The following is a 19,339-nucleotide window of genomic DNA, read 5'->3' as shown; positions in this document are numbered from 1 at the left end:
GTCCTACGACTTGCGGCGGCACACCTTAGTGCAGGCGCAAATCCATCGCTATGTCGAGGATCGGCGAGGAGTGGGTGAGGCCGCCGACGGACAGGAAGTCGACGCCGGTGGCCGCGTACTCGGCCGCGGTGGCCAGGGTCAGGTTGCCCGTCGCCTCCAGCTCGGCCCGGCCGCCGACCGCGCTGACGACCTCGCGCAGCGTCTCCGGCTTCATGTTGTCCAGCAGCAGGAACGTCGCCCCGGCGGTGACCGCCTCGACGGCCTCGCCGACCGTGGTCACCTCGACCTGCACCGGCACGTCCGGGAAGGCCTTGCGCACCCGCTTGTACGCCGACGTGATCCCGCCCGCGGCCAGCTTGTGGTTGTCCTTGATCATGGCGACGTCGTAGAGCCCCATGCGCTTGTTGGTGCCGCCGCCGGCCCGCACCGCGTACTTCTCCAGCACCCGCAGGCCCGGCGTCGTCTTGCGGGTGTCCAGGACGAGCGCCTTGGTGCCCTCCAGCAGGTCGGCCCAGCGGCGGGTGTGGGTGGCCACGCCCGACATGCGGCACAGCAGGTTGAGGGCGGAGCGCTCGGCCGTCAGCAGCGCCCGGGTGGGGCCGCTGAGGGTGACGAGCACGTCGCCGCGCACGACCCGCTCGCCGTCGCGTTTGCGAACCTCCGCCACGGTACTGCCCGAGGTGGCCTCGAACACCGCGACGGCGACCCACAGCCCGGCGACGACCCCGTCGGCGCGCGCGATGATGTCGGCCTCGTCGATCTGGTCCTCGCGGATCGTCGCCGCGCTGGTGACGTCGAGCCGGTCGGGTCCGAGATCCTCGGTCAGGGTCCGCTGCACGATCTCCTCGACCGCGGCCGGATCGAGACCGATCTTGCGGAGCTCAGACTCGGTCTGCAGCCTCACGGGGCACTCCTGAACGCCACGGCGCCGAAAGAGTCGGTGTTCACGCGTCCTCCCAGGTTTCGGTGAGCGCCCCGTCGTCGTCGAGGGCGGCGAGGAAGTGCCCCCGGTAGACGTCGCTGGCGTCGGGAAAGTCCTCGCGCCAATGGCAGCCCCGGGTCTCCTGCCGCAGCGACGCGGCCGCGACCAGGGCACTGGCGACGGTGAGCAGGTTGCTTGCCTCCCAGGCGGCCACGTTGGCGCCGGCTCGATCCAGCGAGAGCTTGGTGAGCGCCTGCCCGGCCTGCTCCAGCGACTCGGCGCTGCGCAGGACCGAGGCGTGCGCGGACATGGCCGCCTGCAGCTGCGGGCGGATGGCGGGGTCGGCCGACCAGGCGGGCTTGTCCACCGCGATCGGGTCGGCCTGCGCGGGCAGGTCGCGGGCGATGTCCTCGGCGATGCGCCGGGCGAAGACCAGCCCCTCCAGCAGCGAGTTGGAGGCGAGCCGGTTGGCCCCGTGCACGCCGGTGCAGGCGACCTCGCCGCACGCGTACAGGCCGGGGATGGAGCTGCGGCCGTGCAGGTCGGTCCGCACGCCCCCGGAGGCGTAGTGGGCGGCCGGCGAGACCGGGATCAGGTCGGCGGCCGGGTCGACGCCGGCGGCGCGGCAGGAGGCGACGATGGTCGGGAAGCGCGCCTCGAGGAACTCGCGGCCGAGGTGCCGGGCGTCCAGCCACACGTTGCTGGCGCCCTCGGCCCGCATGACCCGGTAGATGCCCTTGGCCACGATGTCGCGGGGGGCCAGCTCGGCCAGCTCGTGCCGGCCGACCATGAAGCGGTTGCCGTCGCCGTCGCGCAGGTACGCGCCCTCGCCGCGCAGCGCCTCGCTCACCAGCGGCTGCTGGGAGTCGTGGTTGCCCAGGGCCAGCGCGGTCGGGTGGAACTGCACGAACTCCAGGTCGGTGACCTTGGCCCCGGCCCGCAGCGCGAGCGCGACGCCGTCGCCGGTGGAGACGATCGGGTTGGTGGTGGCCGCGAAGATCTGGCCCATGCCGCCGGTGGCCAGCACGACCGCCCGCGCGTGCACGGCCCCGACGCCGTCCTCGGCGCCCTCGCCGAGCACGTGCAGGGTGACGCCGCAGGCCCGGCCGTCGGCGTCGGTGAGCAGGTCCAGCACCAGCGCGTGCTCGATCAGCCGGATCCAGGGGTCCCGGTGCACCGCGGCATGCAGCGCCCGCTGCACCTCCGCCCCGGTCGCGTCGCCACCCGCGTGGATGATCCGGTTGGCGTGGTGCCCGCCCTCGCGGGTCAGCATCAGCGAGCCGTCGGTGTTCCGGTCGAACTCGGCGCCCCAGCGGATCAGCTCGCGGACCCGGGTCGGCCCCTCCCGCACCAGCACGTCCACGGCCGCCGGATCGCACAGCCCGACCCCGGCCACCAGCGTGTCCTGGGCGTGCGCCTCCGGCGTGTCGAGCGGGTCGAGCACGGCGGCGATCCCGCCCTGCGCCCACCGGGTCGAGCCGTCGTCGATGTTGACCTTGGTGACGACGGTGACGTGCAGCCCGGCCTCGCGCAGATGCAGCGCGGCGGTCAGCCCGGCGACCCCGGACCCGATGACGACGACGTCGGTCGGCTCCGCCCAGCCGGGCTGTGGCCCGGCCAGCCTTCGCGGGACGTTCGGCCCGTTGATGCCTGCTGTCATCACTACAGTCAACATCACGCGCCCGTTCGGCGGGTGGTGATGCTCGTCGCCCTGCAACTAGGACGCGAGCGGCAACGCCCCGGCCCCGATACCGCGCACCGAGGCCTTGAGCGGCTTGGCGCTCATCACGTAGCAGGTGAACGCCTGATCGCTGCCGAGCCAGTCGTTCGCGTTCTTGGGCCCGACCGCCCCGGAGGTGAGATCGGCTCGCCCCCCGTCGGCCGGCAGCCCGAGGTAGCTCAGCGCGACGCTGGTGCACCCCTTGCTCGTCGCGGACTGCACCGCGGCCTCGTCGAACGGCGCCTCGGGCGGGGTGATGGTGTACACCCCGGAGTACTCCCCGTCGTGCGGCGCCGAGCACGCCACGTACTTCAGCTCGTCGATGCACGCGATGGCCAGTTCCGAGGTGCCGGCGAGCGCGTTCTTCAGCGACCCGGTGCGCGGCGCGAACTGCTCCGCGGTCGGCCCGGTCACCTCGGCCAGCCCGCACCCGAAGAAGCCGTCGGTGGCCGGCTTGATCCAGGCCGCCACGATCTGCACGCGGGCCTCGTGCCAGCCGCCGCCGAGGAACAGCGGTCCCTCGACGAGGCAGGCCCGGCGCGCTTGGGCGTACAGCAGCGCCTCGGTGACCTTGACGTCGTCGCCCGTGGCGTCGTCGAGCCGGTGCAGCAGGTCCTTGCCGACCTGCCCGACGTGGAACAGCTCGACGGTGTGCATGGCACCGCAGTCGACCGGGTCGCCGGCCCACGGCAGCGCCGCCCTGGCCCCGTTGACGTCGACCTTGTAGCAGGTCCCAGCCTTGGGCGCGGCGGCCGGCGGCGAGCTCGGGATGTCTCTTCCCTGCCCGCGCTCGTACATCCAGAAGAGCCCGCCCCCGATGAGCGCCACGACGACCACGATGAGGACGACCCGCTTCATGAGGAAGCAGTCTGCGTTACTGGCCAGTAACTGTCCAGATCAGTTGCCGCGCGAATCAGATGGCGCCGGAGCCGATGTTCTTGAGGGACTTGGTGGTGGTCTTCTTGTCGAAGAGCATCGCGTAGCAGCGGGCCGAGCGGTTGCCGCGCTTCCAGTTCTCCTCGTCGACCATCCAGAAGCCGATGCCGACCTGCTGGTGGTTGGTCAGCTGGGACGCCGTCATGCCGAGGTACTTCGCACCCAGCGCCTCGCAGCCCGGGCGCATCGCGGTCTTGCGCTCGTCCGAGGTCGACGGGAACGGCCGGTCCGTCGACGTGTAGGTGCCGACGTACTCCATGTTGTGCGTCGCGGTGCACGTCGTCGGGGTGTAGTCCAGCCAGGTCTTGCCGTCGGTGTCGTAGACCTCCATGGCGCAGCCCAGGGCCAGCGGCTTGTCGCCGCCCAGCGAGTCCTTCAGGCTGCCCGAGCGGTTGACCGGCTTGTCGCCGTCGCTGACCACCTCGGCCAGGTCGCAGCGCAGGTAGCGGGCGCCGGCCGACCAGTGCGTCGCGGACGGGACCAGGACCAGCAGCTCCAGGCGGCCGTCGCGATAGTCGCCGCCGAGGAACTTCTCGGCCTCGGTGTTGCACTTGGTCCAGGCGTCCTTGAGCGCCTCACCCTTCGGCGGGGTGGTGCCGCTCGCGGCCGCGCCGGTCAGGTCGCCGACGTAGAAGGTCTCGCTGGCGTGCGAGGTCGAGCAGGAGTCGGCGGGCTTGAAGGAGTACTGCGTCACCTGCTCGGTGACGAAGACGTCCACCGACGTGGTGTAGCACGCGCCGACCGGCGGCGAGGGGATCTTCGGCTGGGTGAGCATCGCCCAGTCGTCGGTCAGGTCCTTGTCGGTGCCGGCCGGCGTGCCGCAGCCCGCCAGGACGGCCAGGGCCATCACCGGCACCAGCGCCAGGATCAGCTTGCGCGCCATCCTCGTCTGTCCCCTCCCCCGGGCTCGGCAGATGCCTGGGCAGTCTGCCCAACCATAGTGGCGGTTGGCAACAAGGCGATAAACGCTGCTAAGAGCCGCTAAGAGCGGTTAAGAACGGACGAGGTCGCCCCGGACCGGAGAACCCGCCATACCGGGCACCGCGTCGGCGGGGTCGCTGCCGAGCTCGATCACCCGGTTGTCGGCGTCGACGTGCACGACGCGCGGCTCGAAAACCCGCGCGACGGCGTCCTCGAGCTGGGCGTACGAGATCAGGATGACCAGGTCACCGGGGTGCACGAGGTGTGCGGCGGCGCCGTTGATGCCGATCACGCCGGAGCCGCGAGGACCGGCGATCACGTAGGTCTCCAGCCGCGCGCCGTTCGTGACGTCCACGATCGCGACCTGCTCGCCGGCCAGCAGATCGGCCGCGTCCATCAGGTCCTCGTCCACTGTCACGGATCCGACATAGTGCAGGTCGGCCTGGGTGACCGTGGCGCGATGAATCTTGGACTTGAGCATCGTGCGGATCACAGCTGCACTCCCAGGTTGTCGATCAGTCGGGTGCCGCCCACCCAGGCGGCGGTCAGGGCGCGGGCCGGGCCGTGCTCCGGCGCCGGGCCGAGCATCGGGTCGGTGAGCACCAGGTAGTCGAGCTTGACCTCGGGCACCGCGGCGAACTCGGCCAGCCCGGCCTCGATCGAGCCGGCGTCCGCGGTCGCCCGCAGCGCCCGGCTCAGCACCAGGGCGGCCTGGCGTTCGGCCGGTGCGAGGTACCGGTTGCGGCTCGACAGTGCCAGCCCGTCCGCCTCACGCACGGTCGGCACCCCGCGCACGTCGATCGGCAGGTCGAAGTCGCGGGCCATCGCCCGGATGAGGGTGAGCTGCTGGTAGTCCTTCTCGCCGAAGTACGCGCGGTCGGGCCGGGTGAGCTGGAACAGCTTGTTGACCACGGTCAGCACCCCGTGGAAGAAGCCGGGCCGGCTCGTGCCCTCCAGGACGCTGCCGAGCGGCCCGGGCTCGACGCGCACCGCGGGCTCCCCGTTGGGGTACATGACGTCCCGCGTCGGGGCGAAGACCAGGTCGACCCCCTCGGCCCGGGCCAGCTCGAGGTCGGCCTCCATGGTTCGCGGGTACCGGTCGAAGTCCTCGTTCGGCCCGAACTGCAGCGGATTCACGAAGATCGTGAGCAGCACCGACTTCGCCTCGGCGCGCGCCTGGCGGATCAGCGTGGCGTGCCCCTCGTGCAGCGCGCCCATGGTCATCACGACCGCGACGTCGTGCAGCTCCCCGCGCGCGGCCCGAAGCCCGGCGCGGTCCTCGACGATCCTCATGCGTTCTGTTCTTTCCGGGAGGCGTCGGCCAACACGTCCAGCAACGGGGTGGCGTCCTGCGGGCGCAGGCGACCGGCGGCGATCACGCGGTCGGCGGTGCGGCGGGCCAGGGCGAGATAGGGCGGTACCGAACCCGGAGCCACCGCGTCGAGCGCCTTGAGGTGCTTGCGGACGGTGCCTGCGTCCCCGCGCGAGACCGGGCCGGTGATCGCGGCGTCTCCCATCCGCAGGGTGTTGTCGAGGGCGGCGCCCAGCAGGGGGGCCAGCACGCGCTCGGGCTGGTGCACGCCGGCGTCGCGCAGCCGGTCCATCGCCTCGGCGACCAGGGTGGCGAGGTGGTTGGCGCCATGGGCGAGCGCCGCGTGGTACAGCGGCCGCTTCTCCTCCTCGATCCACTCCACCGTGCCGCCGAGGTCGCGCACCAGGGTCTTGGCGAACGGGCGCAGCTCGTCGGGGGCGGTGACGCCGAAGGAGATGCCGGCCGCGAGCCGGTCGAGGTCGGCCGTGGTGCCGGTGAACGTCATCGCCGGGTGCAGGGCGAGCGGGAAGGCGCCGGCCGCGGCCACCGGGGCGAGGACGGCCAGGCCGTGGGCGCCGGAGGTGTGGGCGACGATCTGGCCCGGGCGCAGCGCCCTGGTCTCGGCCAGGCCCTTGACGAGCGGGGCGAGCGCGTCGTCCGGCACGGCCAGGAGGACCAGGTCGGCGGCGCCGGTCACCTCGTCGGCGGGCAGGAGGCGCGCGTTGGGCAGCAGCCCGTAGGCGCGAGCCTTGGAGGCGGCCGAGACGGCCACGGCGGCGACCACCGTGTGCCCGGCCCGCTCGAGTGCGGCGCCGAGCACGGCCCCGACTCTTCCGGCACCGATGATGCCGATATTCCTGCTGGTGACACCGTTGTGCATGTGATCGATCCAGTCCTCGACGTGGGGTACCGGTCGATCAGAAGTATGCGTCGCAGCGGGCAAAGCGGACAGTCGTTGTGGGATTCTCAACAGCCCGCCTCGCCCGCTGAGCGACGGCTACAAGCGGTGGTGCAGGTACTCCTTGATCAGCGCCTTGGCCTCTTCGAGCACGACCGGGTCGCCCTCGTTCGACTTGCGGAAGGCGAGCTTGATCAGCGCGTCCGCCGCCTCGACCGCGATCGCCAGCACGAACTGCAGGCGCTTCGCGTCGAGGATGCCGAAACGCTCGATGAGCAGGCCGGACAGCTGCGAGACGATGACGTCGTTGTTGTCCCGCTCGTCGTCGAGCAGGTGAATGTCCACGACGTCGCCGAAGTGCAGCGTGCGGAAGCCCGGCACGGTGCGGTGCATGTCGATGTACTCGTCGATGGCCGCGTCGACCGCGTCCCACCAGTGCGCGATGCCCTCGTCGGCCAGCCGGGCGCCGAGGCGCTCCAGGTAACCCTCGAGGCTGCGCAGGGTCAGGGCCTGCACGATCGCCCGCTTGTCCGGGAAGAACTGGTACACCGAGCCGATCGCCACCCCCGCCCGCTCCGCCAGCAGCGTGGTTGTGAGCCCGTCGTACCCCACCTCGTCGACGAGTTCCGCGCAGGCGTCGAGCATCCGCCCGACCCGCGCCACGCTGCGCCCCTGCACCGGCACCCGGCGCAACGGCTTCGTACCGGCGCCGGCCACTGTCTGCGTCGCCACCCGGTCGTCCCCCTCTACTACCTCGTCGGGCCTGGCCGATCGCCTTGTAGCCCACTTTGAAACCTACTCACGTCAACGACCGGGCACGATCGACGGATAGGGCATTTCACCCTTGTGATTGACGGGGGGCATACATGAAGGGTACTCAGGTTTCGTGACTTCTCCGTGGACCAACTGGGCCGGCACCCACACCGCCACCCCCGCCCGGGTGTCCCACCCGGCCAGCCCCGCTGAGCTGGGCGAATGCGTCCGCGCGGCGGCCGCCGAGGGGCTGCCGGTGAAGGCCGTCGGCAGCGGCCACAGCTTCACGCCGGCCGCCCTGACGGAGGGCGTGCGGCTCGAGTTGGACCGGATGGCGTCCCTCGTGCGGGTGGACGGAAATCTCGTCACGGTCCAGGCGGGCATGAAGCTTTCCGCGCTGAACGCCGTCCTGGCCGCCAACGGGCTGGCGATGCCGAACCTCGGCGACATCGACGCGCAGACGATTTCGGGCGCGCTTTCCACGGGCACACACGGTACCGGCGCGGCCTATGGCTGTTTGTCGACGTTCATCGAAGCGCTGACGGTGGTCGTGGCCGACGGCACCGAGCTGACCTGCTCGGCCGGCGAGAATCCCGAGCTCTTCGCCGCCGCCCGCGTCAACATCGGCGCCCTCGGCGTGCTCAGCTCGGTGACCCTGCGCTGCGTGCCGGCGTTCACCCTGCGCGCCGACGAGCGCCCGGCCGCCCTGGCCGACGTGTGGTCCGGCCTGGACGAGCACATCGGGACCAACGACCATTTCGAGTTCTACTGGTTCCCCTACACCGACCGCGTGCAGATGAAGCGCAACAACATCGTGCCCACGGCCGATCAGCCGCTGTCTGGCTGGCGCCGCTGGCTCGACGACGACTTCCTGTCCAACACGGTCTTCGGGGCCGCCTGCCGCCTCGGCCGCGCCATTCCTTCGTCGGTACCGGCGGTGAGCCGCATCTCCGCGCGTGCCCTTTCGGCCCGCACGTACACCGCGACTTCGCACGAGGTGTTCTGCACTCCGCGCCGGGTCCGGTTCGTGGAAATGGAGTACGGCCTGCCCCGCGAGAACCTGCGCGAGGCGTTCGACGGGCTGCGGCGAATCGTGGACGGGCTGCCGTACAAAATCCAGTTCCCGGTCGAGGTGCGCTTCACGGCGGCCGACGACATCTGGCTCTCCCACGGCTACGGCCGGGCGAACGCGTACATCGCCATCCACCAGTACGTGGGCGCCCGCTACGAGGAGTACTTCCGCCAGTTCGAGGCCGTCACCACGCCACTCGGCGGCCGGCCGCACTGGGGCAAGATGAACTTCCGCACGGCCGAATCCCTCGCCGCGGCCTATCCGCGCTTCACCGACTTCACGGCCCTGCGCGACAAGCTGGACCCGAACCGCGTATTCGCGAACGTCTACACCGAACGAGTCCTGGGCGCCTAGCGTCCCGCCGCCCGTTGGACTCGGTGCGGTGTTGAGGGGGTGTGGGTGGAGCTTGCTCCCCCACTGTTCTTCAGGACATCGAGGGGTGGACAAAAGTGCCCGTCAGACCATCCGCTTCCTAGTCTTCGGCCTTTTTGCGCGCGGAGGTGGCCTTCTTGGGGGCCGCCTTCTTCGCCGGGGCCTTCTTGGCGGCGGTCGTGGTCTTCTTGGCCGCGGTCGCCTTCTTCTCGGGCGCCGCCTTCTTGGCCGCCGGGCGCGCCTTCTTCGGGGCCGGGCCCTTGGCGCGCTTCTCGGCCAGCATCTCGCTCGCCTCGTCGACGGTCAGCGTGTCAACCGCCTGGCCCCGGCGCAGCGAGGCGTTGAACTCGCCGTCGGTGACGTACGGGCCGAACCGGCCGTCCTTGATGACCATCGGCTTCTCGGTCGCCGGGTCCGGGCCCATCTCGCGCAGCGGCGGCTTGGCGGCGGCCCGCCCGCGGGTCTTGGGCGCGGCCAGCAGCTCCAGCGCCTCCTCGACGGTCAGCGTGAACAGCTGCGACTCGTCGGCCAGCGAGCGGGTGTCGGTGCCGCGCTTGATGTACGGCCCGTAGCGCCCCGGCGACGCCAGGATCTCGTTGCCCTCGGCGTCCTTGCCGACCACCCGCGGCAGGGTGAGCAGCTGCAGGGCCTGCTCGAGGGTCAGCTCCTCCGGGCTCTGGTTGGACAGCAGCGAGGAGGTCTTCTCGCCGCTGACCACGTAGGGCCCGTAGCGGCCGGCCTTGACCACGATCAGGTCGCCGGTGTCCGGGTGCTCGCCCAGCTTGCGCTCGCCGCCCTGGCCGCCGACGAACAGCTCGGCCACCTTCTCCGGGGTCAGCTCGTCCGGCGCGATGCCGTCCGGCACCGGCGCGCGGTCGCCCTCCTCGCCCTCGGGCGGGTTGGGCAGGGTGCGCTGCAGGTACGGGCCGTATCGGCCGACCCGCACGACGATGTCGCGCCCGGCCTCGTCGCGGAACAGCGGGATCGAGTTGATGCCGCGCGCGTCGATCTCGCCCAGCCGCTCGGTGACCATCCGCTGCAGGCCGCCCTGGCGCGGCACCGAGCCCTCGTCGCCGGTGTCGCCGCCGAAGTAGAACGGGTGCAGGAAGTTCACCGCGCTCTCGTCGCCGTTGGCGATCTCGTCGAGCACGTTCTCCATCGAGGCGGTGAAGTCGTAGTCGACCAGCCGCGGGAAGTGCTGCTCGAGCAGCCCGATCACGGCGAAGGCCAGGAACGACGGGATCAACGCCTGGCCGCGCTTGAACACGTAGCCGCGGTTGTTGATCGTCTCCATGATCGACGCGTAGGTCGACGGCCGGCCGATGCCGAGCTCCTCCATGGCCTTGACCAGCGAGGCCTCGGTGTAGCGGGGCGGCGGCTGGGTGGTGTGGCCGGTCGGGGTGAGCCCCTTCTCGGTCAGCGGCTGGCCCTTGACCAGCACCGGCAGCCGGCGCTCGGCGTCGTCGGCCTCGGCGCTCTCGTCGTCGGTCGACTCGACGTACGCCCGCAGGAACCCGGGGTCGGTGATCGTCTTGCCGGTCGCGCCGAAGTCCACCGACTCCTGGGCCGGGGTGACCGCGTTGATCCGCACCGAGGTGGAGTTCCCGACCGCGTCGTTCATCTGCGAGGCGATCGTGCGCTGCCAGATCAGCTCGTACAGCTTCAGCTCGTCGGCGCTGAGCTCCTTGGCCACGTCGCCGGGCGTGCGGAAGGAGTCGCCGGCGGGACGGATCGCCTCGTGCGCCTCCTGCGCGTTCTTGACCTTCCCGGTGTACCGCCGGGGCTGCGACGGCACCGCCCCGGCACCGTAGAGGTCGGCGATCTGCTGGCGCGCGGCCGCGATCGCCGCCTCGGACAGGTTCACCGAGTCGGTACGCATGTAGGTGATGTAGCCGTTCTCGTACAGCCGCTGCGCGATGCGCATGGTCTGCGCCGAGGAGATCCGCAGCTTGCGGGCCGACTCCTGCTGCAGCGTGGAGGTGATGAACGGCGGGTACGGCTTGCGGCGGTAGGGCTTCTCCTCGACCCGGGTGACCGTGAAGCGCTGGCCCTCCAGCCGGGCGGCCAGCCCGCGGGCGCCGTTCTCGTCGAGGTGGATGACCCCGGCGTTCGGCCGCACCTTGCCGGTCTCCGGGTCGAAGTCGCGCCCGGTGGCCACGCGGTCGCCGTCGATCGCGATGAGCGTCGCGTTGAACGTGCGCTCCTCGTTCTCGGGCAGCAGCTTGGCGAGGATGTCCCAGTAGTCGGCCGAGCGGAACTTCATCCGCTGCCGCTCCCGCTCGACCACGATCCGGGTCGCCACGGACTGCACGCGGCCGGCGGACAGGCCCCGCTGGACCTTCTTCCACAGCACCGTCGAGACGTCGTACCCGTAGAGCCGGTCCAGGATGCGCCGGGCCTCCTGGGCGTCGACCAGCGAGCGGTTGATCTCGCGCGGGTTCGCCACGGCGGCCTGGATGGCGGGCCGGGTGATCTCGTGGAAGACCATCCGCTTGACCGGCACCTTGGGCTTGAGTGTCTCCAGCAGGTGCCAGGCGATGGCCTCGCCCTCGCGGTCCTCATCTGTGGCGAGGTAGACCTCGCTGGCCTGCTTGAGCAGGTCCTTGAGCCGCGAGATCTGCTTCCGGCGGTCGGCCGAGATGATGTAGACCGGCGTGAAGTCGTTGTCGATGTCGACGCCGAGGTACGCCCAGGGCTTGCTCTTCAGCGCGTCGGGCATGTCCTTCTTGCCCACGGGCAGGTCACGGACATGGCCGAAACTCGCCTCGACGAGGTAGTTCGGGCCGAGGTAGCCCGAGATCGTCTTGGCCTTCGCCGGCGACTCCACGATCACCAGCCGCTTCGTGTTGGCGGAGTTCGGCACAGTTCTCCCCGGTGCGGACGGACAGACGTCAAACGTAACGCTCACTCAGGCACCGAGTTGCGCGATGGGGCTCCCGGCGCTCGGCTTGCGACACGCCGATCGGCGCCACGGTACACCTATGCAGAACCGCGACCTGCCCGATCTTGCCAACGTGTCGCGCCGCGTGCCGTGTTTATGGCGGTTTGTCGGGGCGCTACGCGGCAAATCACATCTACGGAGGGACTCGATCCCCCTACCCCGGGTGACCTGGGCTCAGGCCGGCCACACGTCGGCCGGCGCCTCGGCCGGCGGCTCCCCGACGAGCTCCGCGAGGCGGTTGATGCGCCGGGGTCCCACGATGCGGTACGCGGGATCGCCGGAGTCGGCCCCGACGAGGACCGCGGGCAGACCGACCGCGACGAGCGCGTCACCCACCGCGATCCAGTTGTCGGCCATCTGGCGGTCGATCGCCTCGCGTTCGACCACCTCGCGCTCCGGCTCCACCTCGGGCGTGACCGGGTCGAGCTCGACGCTGGGCAGGTCGTCGACCCACTCGCCGGCGTCGAAGACCTCCTCGACGTCCGCGTACTCGTCCGGACCCGGATCGAAGGCTGTGATTTTGCTCTCGCTCTTGCGTTTTCTGACGTTCGGGCGACTGTCGCTGATTGGCGGCGCTATTTGTCGGGGTTTATCCGGTTCTATGATGATCTCGTCGATCTCCAGCGCCTCCGGCTCCGGCTCCGCGGGCTCGATCGGGCGCGGGGCGAGGCGCAGGAGATAGGAGCGCGGCCCCTCGTAGGTGCCCGCGGCGGCCACCCACAGGCGCAGCCGGCGGCCGTCCAGCGCCAGCGAGCGCGGGTAGACCTTGACGCCCCACTCGTCCAGCCAGGCGGCGGCGAGGGGGGCGAGCAGGGCGGAGTACGACGTGCGCAACTGCCACCGGTCCGCCTCGCCGGTCGGCTCGCAGGTCACCGTGAGGCCCCGCTGCTCCAGCTCGGCCCGCAGCACGGCGCCGCGCCAGGCGTCGTCGACCACGATCGAGACCCGGCCGGTGCCGCCCATCCGGCCCACCTGCCCGGCCCCGGCCAGCAATCCCTCGAGGTCGAGCGGCGCCGGCGGGCGCGCCTCGACCCCGAACAGCGACAGCTGCCGGCCGCGGACCACGGGCGTCACCGGCACTCGGGCACCTCGTCGAAGGCCTTCTGCAGGTCCGCCGGGCCGACGTGGGACGGGTCGATGGCGCTGCGCTCGTACTCGTCCTTGAGCGTCGAGAACGCCTTGGAGACCTCGCCGTAGAACGTCTTGGCGCTCTCGGTGGGCAGGCCGGAGACGGTCCGCTTGGCGTTGCCGTAGGCGTCGCGGGCCTTGGTCAGCGAGGCGGTGAACTGCTCGGCCACCTTCGGCCCGTCGTCCACCGCGGGCACCCCGGCCCCGCTGACCCCGGTCCGGGCCTTCTCGCTGGACGCCTCGGCCCCGGCGAGCAGGTCGACGATGTTGGTCTTGGTCTGGGCCGGCGTCCTGGCCGCCTGCAGCTGCTGCTGGGCCTTGCTGGTCAGGTCGGCGATCTCGGCCCGCCACGGGGTCAGCGCGGTGCAGACCTGCTTGGCCCACGTCTTGGGCGCCACCCCGTCCGGCCCGCCGCAGGCCGCCACACCGAGGGCGAGGACGGCAACGACGAGGACGCGGGCGGCACGCATAGATTGCAGCGTAGATCCGATCGTCTGTTCGAGAAAACACGACGCCCCGGCCGAAATCGACCGGGGCGCCGTTCTTGCTGGTTCTGGTGTTACGCGGTGACCTTCTCCGGAGCCGCCTCGGTGGAGGAGGCGCCGTTGCCGTCACCCGCGTCGACCGCGACCGACTTGCGCTTGGACATGACCACCGCACCGGCGATGACCAGCACCGCGACGATCGCGATGGCGTAGCGGGCGACCTGGTTGCCGCCGCCGACGGTCAGGGTGACCACGCCGGGGGCGATCAGCAGGGCGACCAGGTTCATCACCTTGATGAGCGGGTTGATGGCCGGGCCGGCCGTGTCCTTGAACGGGTCGCCCACCGTGTCGCCGATGATGGTCGCCTCGTGCGCCGGCGAGCCCTTGCCGCCGTGCACCCCGTCCTCGACCAGCTTCTTCGCGTTGTCCCACGCGCCGCCGGAGTTGGACAGGAAGACCGCCATCAGGGTGCCGGTGCCGATCGCACCCGCGAGGTACGCCGCCAGCGGGCCCACGCCGAGGCCGAAGCCGACCGCGATGGGGGCCATGACCGCGAGCAGACCCGGCGTGACGAGCTCACGCTGGGCGTCGCGGGTGCAGATGTCGACGACCTTGCCGTACTCCGGACGCTGCGAGTAGTCCATGATGCCCGGGAACTCGCGGAACTGCCGCCGGACCTCGAACACGACGGAACCCGCGGAGCGGGCCACGGCGTTGATCGCGAGGCCGGAGAACAGGAACACGACCGCCGCGCCGATCAGCAGGCCGACCAGGTTGCCCGGGTTGGCCACGTTGAGCAGGATCGCGGTGGCGGCGTCGTCGGCCTTCTCGCCGGCATCGGCCAGGGCCGTCTTCATGGTGTCCGTGTACGAGCCGAACAGCGCCGTCGCGGCCAGCACGGCCGTGGCGATCGCGATGCCCTTGGTGATCGCCTTGGTGGTGTTGCCGACGGCGTCGAGCTCGGTCAGGGTGCGGGCCCCGGTCTCGTCGATGTCGCCGGACATCTCGGCGATGCCCTGCGCGTTGTCGCTGATCGGGCCGAAGGTGTCCATGGCGACGATGACGCCCACCGTGGTGAGCAGGCCCGTGCCGGCCATGGCGACCGCGAACAGCGACAGGGTGATCGAGCCGCCACCGAGCAGGAAGGCGCCGAAGACGCCCGCACCGATGACGATGGCGGAGTACACGGCCGACTCGAAGCCGACGCTGACGCCGGCGAGCACGACCGTGGCGGGACCGGTCAGCGCGCTCTTGCCGATGTCCTTGACCGGGCGGCGCTCGGTCTCGGTGAAGTACCCCGTGAGGGCCTGGATGATCGCGGCCAGCGCGATGCCGATGATGACGGCGATGATGGCCGTGATGTGCGGACCGAACGGCGGGGCGTCGTCGCCGGTCGCGGTCTTGAGGGTGTCCAGCGCGGTCGTGCTGCCGTCCAGGCCGGTCCACTTGCTCGGCAGGTAGAACAGGGCGGCCGCGCTGACCAGGATCGCCGAGACGACGGCGGAGATGTAGAACGCCCGGTTGATCGCGACGAGCCCGTTGCGGTCGGACTTGCGCAGGCGGGTGAGCGCCACGCCGACGATCGCCACGAACACGCCGATCGTGGAGACGATCAGCGGGAACACCAGGCCCTGCTCGCCGAAGGCGGCGCGGCCCAGGATCAGCGCCGCGACCAGCGTGACGGCGTAGGACTCGAACAGGTCGGCCGCCATACCGGCACAGTCACCCACGTTGTCGCCCACGTTGTCGGCGATGGTCGCCGCGTTGCGCGGGTCGTCCTCGGGGATGCCCTTCTCGACCTTGCCGACCAGGTCGGCGCCGACGTCGGCGGCCTTGGTGAAGATGCCGCCGCCGACCCGCATGAACATCGCGAGCAGCGCCGCACCGAAACCGAAGCCCTCGAGCACGATCGGCGCGCGGTCCTTGAAGATGAGCACCACCAGGGCCGCGCCGAACAGGCCCAGACCCACGGTGAGGAAGCCGACGACACCACCGGTGCGGAAGGCGATCTGCATCGCCTTCTCCCGGCCGCCGTCCTCCCGGGCCGCCGCCGCGACGCGCAGGTTGGCGCGGGTGGCCAGCGCCATGCCGGCGCCACCGATGAAGGCCGAGAACACGGCACCGACGACGAAGAACGCCGACCGGCCGATCTTGATCAGGGTCTCGTTGTCACCGGCGTCGTTGACCGGGAGCAGAAACAGCAGCACCACGGCGATGACGACGAAGATGCCGAGGGTCTTGAACTGGCGCACGAGGTACGCGCTTGCGCCCTCCTGCACCGCCCCGGCGATCTCCTGCATCTTGGGTGTGCCCCGCCCGGTCGCGAGCACCGCCCTGACCAGCGCCGCGGCGAAGCCGAGCGCTACAAGGGCGATGACGAGCGCGACGACGATGTAGGTCAGATTGCTCCCGGAAAGGGAAATCTCTCCGGCTGCGGAGAGTGATCCGGACATTCGTTGTCCTCCTGTACCGACACATGACAGCGCCGCGAGCGGTCAGGCCGGCGGCGATTCTCCCCGCTTTTTTCGCTCGGGGAGTCGTGCTGAGCGACCGAGGTACCCAGTGACCAGGGACGTCATACACGATCGCCGTACTCTAGCCGGATGGCGTGTCAGTGGTCACACCGACTTGCGCGTTTACACAAATCGCATTCTGTCGATTTAGTCACGCGCTCAGTCGCTGGACCGCTCCAGGGGCCACGACATCCGGACCTCAGTCCCGACTCCCTCGGATAATTCGGACACGTTGAGGTCGTCCACGAGGCCGGCCAGCAGGGCCAGACCCATCCGGGCCGCGACCGCCTCCTCCGCCAGCAGGTCCGGCGGGGTGGTCAGCGGCAGAGCCGGATCGGAGAGCAGCACGACGGCGTCGTCCTGCGGGGCGCGGTGCACCATGGCGCCGTTGGCCGCCCGGTCCACGACCCGCACGGTGAACCGGTCGCCGTCGGCCATCGCCACGTCGACCAGGTCGTCGAGCCCGTGCGAACGGTGCAGCGCGACGGCCCGCGAGCACGCCTCGCCGATCGCCAGCCGGACCTCTTCGAGCAGCTCCTCGGCCACGCCGGCGCGCCGCGCGACGGCCACGCCGACCAGGCGGGCGGTCCGGACGTGCGCCGGTGCGGGTGAGAAGGAGAGTCGTACCGTCGGCATGGACCTACGCCGGGGAGTCGTTGCCCGCGCCGGTCGCGGCGATCGCGTCGGGCACGGTGTCGAACAGCTGGAACACGCGATCCAGGGCGGTGATCCGGAAGATCTTGAGCAGCCGCTCGTGCGCGCAGACCAGACCGAACGTCCCGTTGACCGCGCGAAGCCGCTTCAGCGCACCCACGAGCACGCCGAGCCCCGTCGAGTCGAGGAACTCCACCCGGCTCAGGTCGACCACGACGTGCCGGGCGCCCTGCTCCACAAGCTCCACGAGCTTCTCGCGCAGGCGTGGGGCGGTGTAGACGTCCACCTCACCGCCGACCTCGAGCACCTTGTGGTCGCCGGAGTCGTACGTCGACAACGACAGCTCCATGCGGACCTCCTCCTCTGGCGGCCGAAATGTGCGAGCCCTCCACGGGCATCTAACCATCGACGCCCTCGCCAGGCGACGCTCCACCCCCTTTCCCACATCCGCCCGGCGTGTACCGTGATTTCCGCTTCGAACAGGTGTTTTAGAGTGCTGAGGTGCTCCTCCACACCGAGACGCTCGCCAGCCGCGCCGGAACGACGGTCCCGTGGCCCGACTGGGTGCCCGCGGACGTCCGGTCGGCCTTCGGCTTCGAGCCCTGGCGCCACCAGGCCGAGGCGGCCACCGCGGCCTGGGGCGGCGCCCACACCGCGATCGCGACCGGCACCGGCTCGGGCAAGTCGCTGGCGTACCAGCTGCCCGCCCTGGCCCGCCTCCGGACCGACCCCCGCGCCACCGTCCTCTACATCGCGCCGACCAAGGCCCTGGCCGCCGACCAGCTGCGCTCCCTCAACGACCTGGGCCTGCCAAGCCTCTATCCGGCCACGTACGACGGCGACACCTCCCGGGAGGAGCGCGACTGGGTCCGCCAGCACGCCCGGGTGGTCCTCACCAACCCCGACATGCTGCACTTCGGCATCCTGCCCGGCCACGGCGCCTGGTCGCGGTTCCTGCGCGGCCTGGCCTTCGTGGTGGTCGACGAGTCCCACGCCTACCGCGGCGTCTTCGGCTCCCACGTCGCCCACGTCCTGCGCCGCCTGCGCCGGGTCGCCGCCCGCTACCGCAGCACCCCCACCTTCGTCCTGGCCTCAGCCACCTCGGGCGACCCGGCAACGTACGCATCGAAGCTGACAGGCCTGCCCTTCGCGGTCTTCGCTGATGATTTCTCGCCGCGCGGCGAGATCACCTTCAAGCTGTGGGAACCACCCCTCCTCACCGAGGACGGCCCCCGCCGCTCCTCCCTGAGCGAAACCGCCGCCCTCCTGGCCGATTCGGTGGCGCAGGGCGTGCCAACCCTGGCGTTCGTCCGCTCCCGCAAGGGCGCCGAGCTGGTCGCCACCATGGCCCGCCACAACCTGGACGTGGCCGTGCCGGGCCTGGGTTCGCGAGTGGCGGCCTACCGCGCCGGCTACCTGCGCGAGGACCGAAGGGCCCTGGAGCGCGACTTGATGGACGGCCGCCTCCTGGGCCTGGCCTCGACCAACGCTCTTGAACTGGGAGTCGACCTCACCGGCCTGGACGCGGTCCTCATGTGCGGCTACCCCGGCACCCTCGCCTCCCTGTGGCAGCAGGCCGGCCGCGCCGGAAGAGCAGGAAGAGCCGCCTCTTGTACGTTGATCGCCCGCGACGACCCGCTCGACACCTACCTCGTCCATCACCCGGAAGCGCTCTTCGGTCGCCCGGTCGAGGCAACGGTGTTTGATCCCGCCAACCCGCACGTCCTGGCCCCCCAACTCTGCTGCGCCGCCGCGGACCTCCCACTCACCGAAGCGGACGTCGACCTCTTCGGCCCGACCACCCGCGATGTCCTGGACGCTCTGGTAGCAGCAGGGATGCTCCGCAAACGCCCGGCCGGCTGGTACTGGACCGAACGCGACCGCCCAGACGTCGACCTCCGCGGCGCGGGCGGCGGCCCGATCGCCGTGGTCGAGTCGTCGACCGGCCGCCTGCTCGGCACGGTCGACACGGGCTCGGCCCACCAGCAGGTCCACGACGGCGCGGTGTACCTCCACCGCGGCGCCACCTACGTGGTCGACAAGCTGGACCTGGCCGACAACTGCGCCCTGGTCCACGCCGAGGACCCGGACTGGAGCACCCACCCCCGCGACGTCACCTCGATGGTGATCCTGTCCACCCGCGAGTCCCGGGTCACGGGCCCCATCACGCTGTCCCTGGGCGAGGTGGAGGTGACGAACCAGGTGGTGAGCTACCAACGCCGCAAACTCATGTCCGGCGAGGTCATCGACACAGTGCCGCTGGACCTGCCCGAGCGCGTCCTGCGCACCGTGGCCGTCTGGTGGACCATCGACCCCGACGCCCTGGACGAGCTGGGCATTCCCGACCTGGAGTGGCCGGGCGCCCTGCACGCGGCGGAGCACGCCGCCATCGGCCTGCTGCCCCTGATGGCAACCTGCGACCGCTGGGACATCGGCGGCCTGTCAACGGCAGCTCACGCGGACACCGGCCTGCCCACGATCTTCGTGTACGACGGCCACCCCGGCGGCGCCGGCTTCGCAGAACGCGCCTTCCACACCGCCCCCTTGTGGCTGACCGCAACCCGCGACGCAATTCGCGCCTGCCGCTGCGAGCACGCCTGCCCGTCGTGCGTGCAGTCCCCGAAGTGCGGCAACGGCAACAACCCCCTCAACAAGCCCGAGGCCGCGCGCCTGCTCACCTTGGTCCTGCGCCACATCGTCTGACGCCGATCG

General features: G+C 70.9%; 16 protein-coding genes. 2 read left to right on the top strand and 14 right to left on the bottom strand.

Going from position 1 to position 19,339, the window contains the following annotated elements; all coding sequences use genetic code 11:
• Positions 1–25: 25 nt before the first annotated feature.
• The 8 genes from nadC to ACQP00_RS01215 form a co-directional block, all read right to left on the bottom strand.
• A complete protein-coding gene (gene nadC, locus ACQP00_RS01250) occupies positions 26–904 on the bottom strand; it encodes a carboxylating nicotinate-nucleotide diphosphorylase (protein WP_433213059.1) in 879 nt (292 codons plus the stop codon).
• A 40-nt stretch (positions 905–944) separates the two neighbouring features.
• A complete protein-coding gene (locus tag ACQP00_RS01245; RefSeq protein ID WP_433213056.1) occupies positions 945–2,582 on the bottom strand; it encodes an L-aspartate oxidase in 1,638 nt (545 codons plus the stop codon).
• A gap of 57 nt (positions 2,583–2,639) precedes the next feature.
• Positions 2,640–3,500, bottom strand: coding sequence for a septum formation family protein (locus ACQP00_RS01240; RefSeq protein ID WP_433213054.1), 861 nt, complete (start codon positions 3,498–3,500; stop codon positions 2,640–2,642).
• 55 nt (positions 3,501–3,555) lie between these two features.
• Positions 3,556–4,461, bottom strand: coding sequence for a septum formation family protein (locus ACQP00_RS01235; RefSeq protein ID WP_433213051.1), 906 nt, complete (start codon positions 4,459–4,461; stop codon positions 3,556–3,558).
• Positions 4,462–4,569: 108 nt separating this feature from the next.
• Positions 4,570–4,992, bottom strand: a complete 423-nt coding sequence (gene panD / locus ACQP00_RS01230) for an aspartate 1-decarboxylase (RefSeq protein ID WP_433213048.1) — start codon at positions 4,990–4,992, stop codon at positions 4,570–4,572.
• On the bottom strand, positions 4,989–5,792 hold the full coding sequence (panC, locus tag ACQP00_RS01225) for a pantoate--beta-alanine ligase (protein WP_433213045.1): 804 nt from the start codon (positions 5,790–5,792) through the stop codon (positions 4,989–4,991). Before panC ends, panD begins: the two co-directional genes overlap by 4 nt.
• Complete coding sequence (locus ACQP00_RS01220; protein WP_433213042.1) at positions 5,789–6,691, bottom strand: Rossmann-like and DUF2520 domain-containing protein; 903 nt, start codon at positions 6,689–6,691, stop codon at positions 5,789–5,791. The genes panC and ACQP00_RS01220 overlap by 4 nt, the downstream gene beginning before the upstream one ends.
• 117 nt (positions 6,692–6,808) lie before the next feature.
• Entirely contained in the window at positions 6,809–7,354 is a 546-nt protein-coding gene (locus tag ACQP00_RS01215; RefSeq protein WP_433066137.1) for a TetR/AcrR family transcriptional regulator, read from the bottom strand.
• A 241-nt stretch (positions 7,355–7,595) separates the two neighbouring features.
• Here ACQP00_RS01215 and ACQP00_RS01210 point away from each other — a divergent pair, with 241 nt between their 5' ends.
• Complete coding sequence (locus ACQP00_RS01210; RefSeq protein ID WP_433213039.1) at positions 7,596–8,888, top strand: D-arabinono-1,4-lactone oxidase; 1,293 nt, start codon at positions 7,596–7,598, stop codon at positions 8,886–8,888.
• Positions 8,889–9,006: 118 nt separating this feature from the next.
• On the opposite strand, the gene topA is transcribed toward ACQP00_RS01210, so the two are convergent.
• The 6 genes from topA to ACQP00_RS01180 form a co-directional block, all read right to left on the bottom strand.
• Positions 9,007–11,769, bottom strand: a complete 2,763-nt coding sequence (gene topA, locus ACQP00_RS01205) for a type I DNA topoisomerase (protein WP_433213036.1) — start codon at positions 11,767–11,769, stop codon at positions 9,007–9,009.
• Positions 11,770–12,021: 252 nt separating this feature from the next.
• Positions 12,022–12,927 (bottom strand): hypothetical protein, encoded by a 906-nt coding sequence (locus ACQP00_RS01200; RefSeq protein ID WP_433213033.1) that lies wholly within the window; start codon positions 12,925–12,927, stop codon positions 12,022–12,024.
• Positions 12,918–13,445: a hypothetical protein gene (locus tag ACQP00_RS01195; protein WP_433213030.1), complete on the bottom strand. Its 528-nt coding sequence runs from the start codon at positions 13,443–13,445 to the stop codon at positions 12,918–12,920. Before ACQP00_RS01195 ends, ACQP00_RS01200 begins: the two co-directional genes overlap by 10 nt.
• Positions 13,446–13,534: 89 nt before the next feature.
• Positions 13,535–15,913, bottom strand: a complete 2,379-nt coding sequence (locus tag ACQP00_RS01190; protein WP_433213027.1) for a sodium-translocating pyrophosphatase — start codon at positions 15,911–15,913, stop codon at positions 13,535–13,537.
• Between the two features lie 219 nt (positions 15,914–16,132).
• Entirely contained in the window at positions 16,133–16,609 is a 477-nt protein-coding gene (locus tag ACQP00_RS01185) for an ATP-binding protein (protein ID WP_433213024.1), read from the bottom strand.
• A gap of 4 nt (positions 16,610–16,613) precedes the next feature.
• The gene (locus ACQP00_RS01180) at positions 16,614–16,976 is read right to left on the bottom strand and encodes an STAS domain-containing protein (protein ID WP_433054821.1); all 363 of its coding nucleotides are present in this window, start codon (positions 16,974–16,976) and stop codon (positions 16,614–16,616) included.
• Between the two features lie 152 nt (positions 16,977–17,128).
• Here ACQP00_RS01180 and ACQP00_RS01175 point away from each other — a divergent pair, with 152 nt between their 5' ends.
• Complete coding sequence (locus tag ACQP00_RS01175; protein WP_433213021.1) at positions 17,129–19,330, top strand: DEAD/DEAH box helicase; 2,202 nt, start codon at positions 17,129–17,131, stop codon at positions 19,328–19,330.
• Positions 19,331–19,339 lie beyond the last annotated feature (9 nt).

This window comes from Dactylosporangium sp. CS-047395, from assembly GCF_050942185.1.
Lineage (GTDB): Bacteria > Actinomycetota > Actinomycetes > Mycobacteriales > Micromonosporaceae > Dactylosporangium.
Note: the sequence above shows the minus strand (reverse complement) of the source record. Positions and strands in the feature narration are given on the sequence as shown.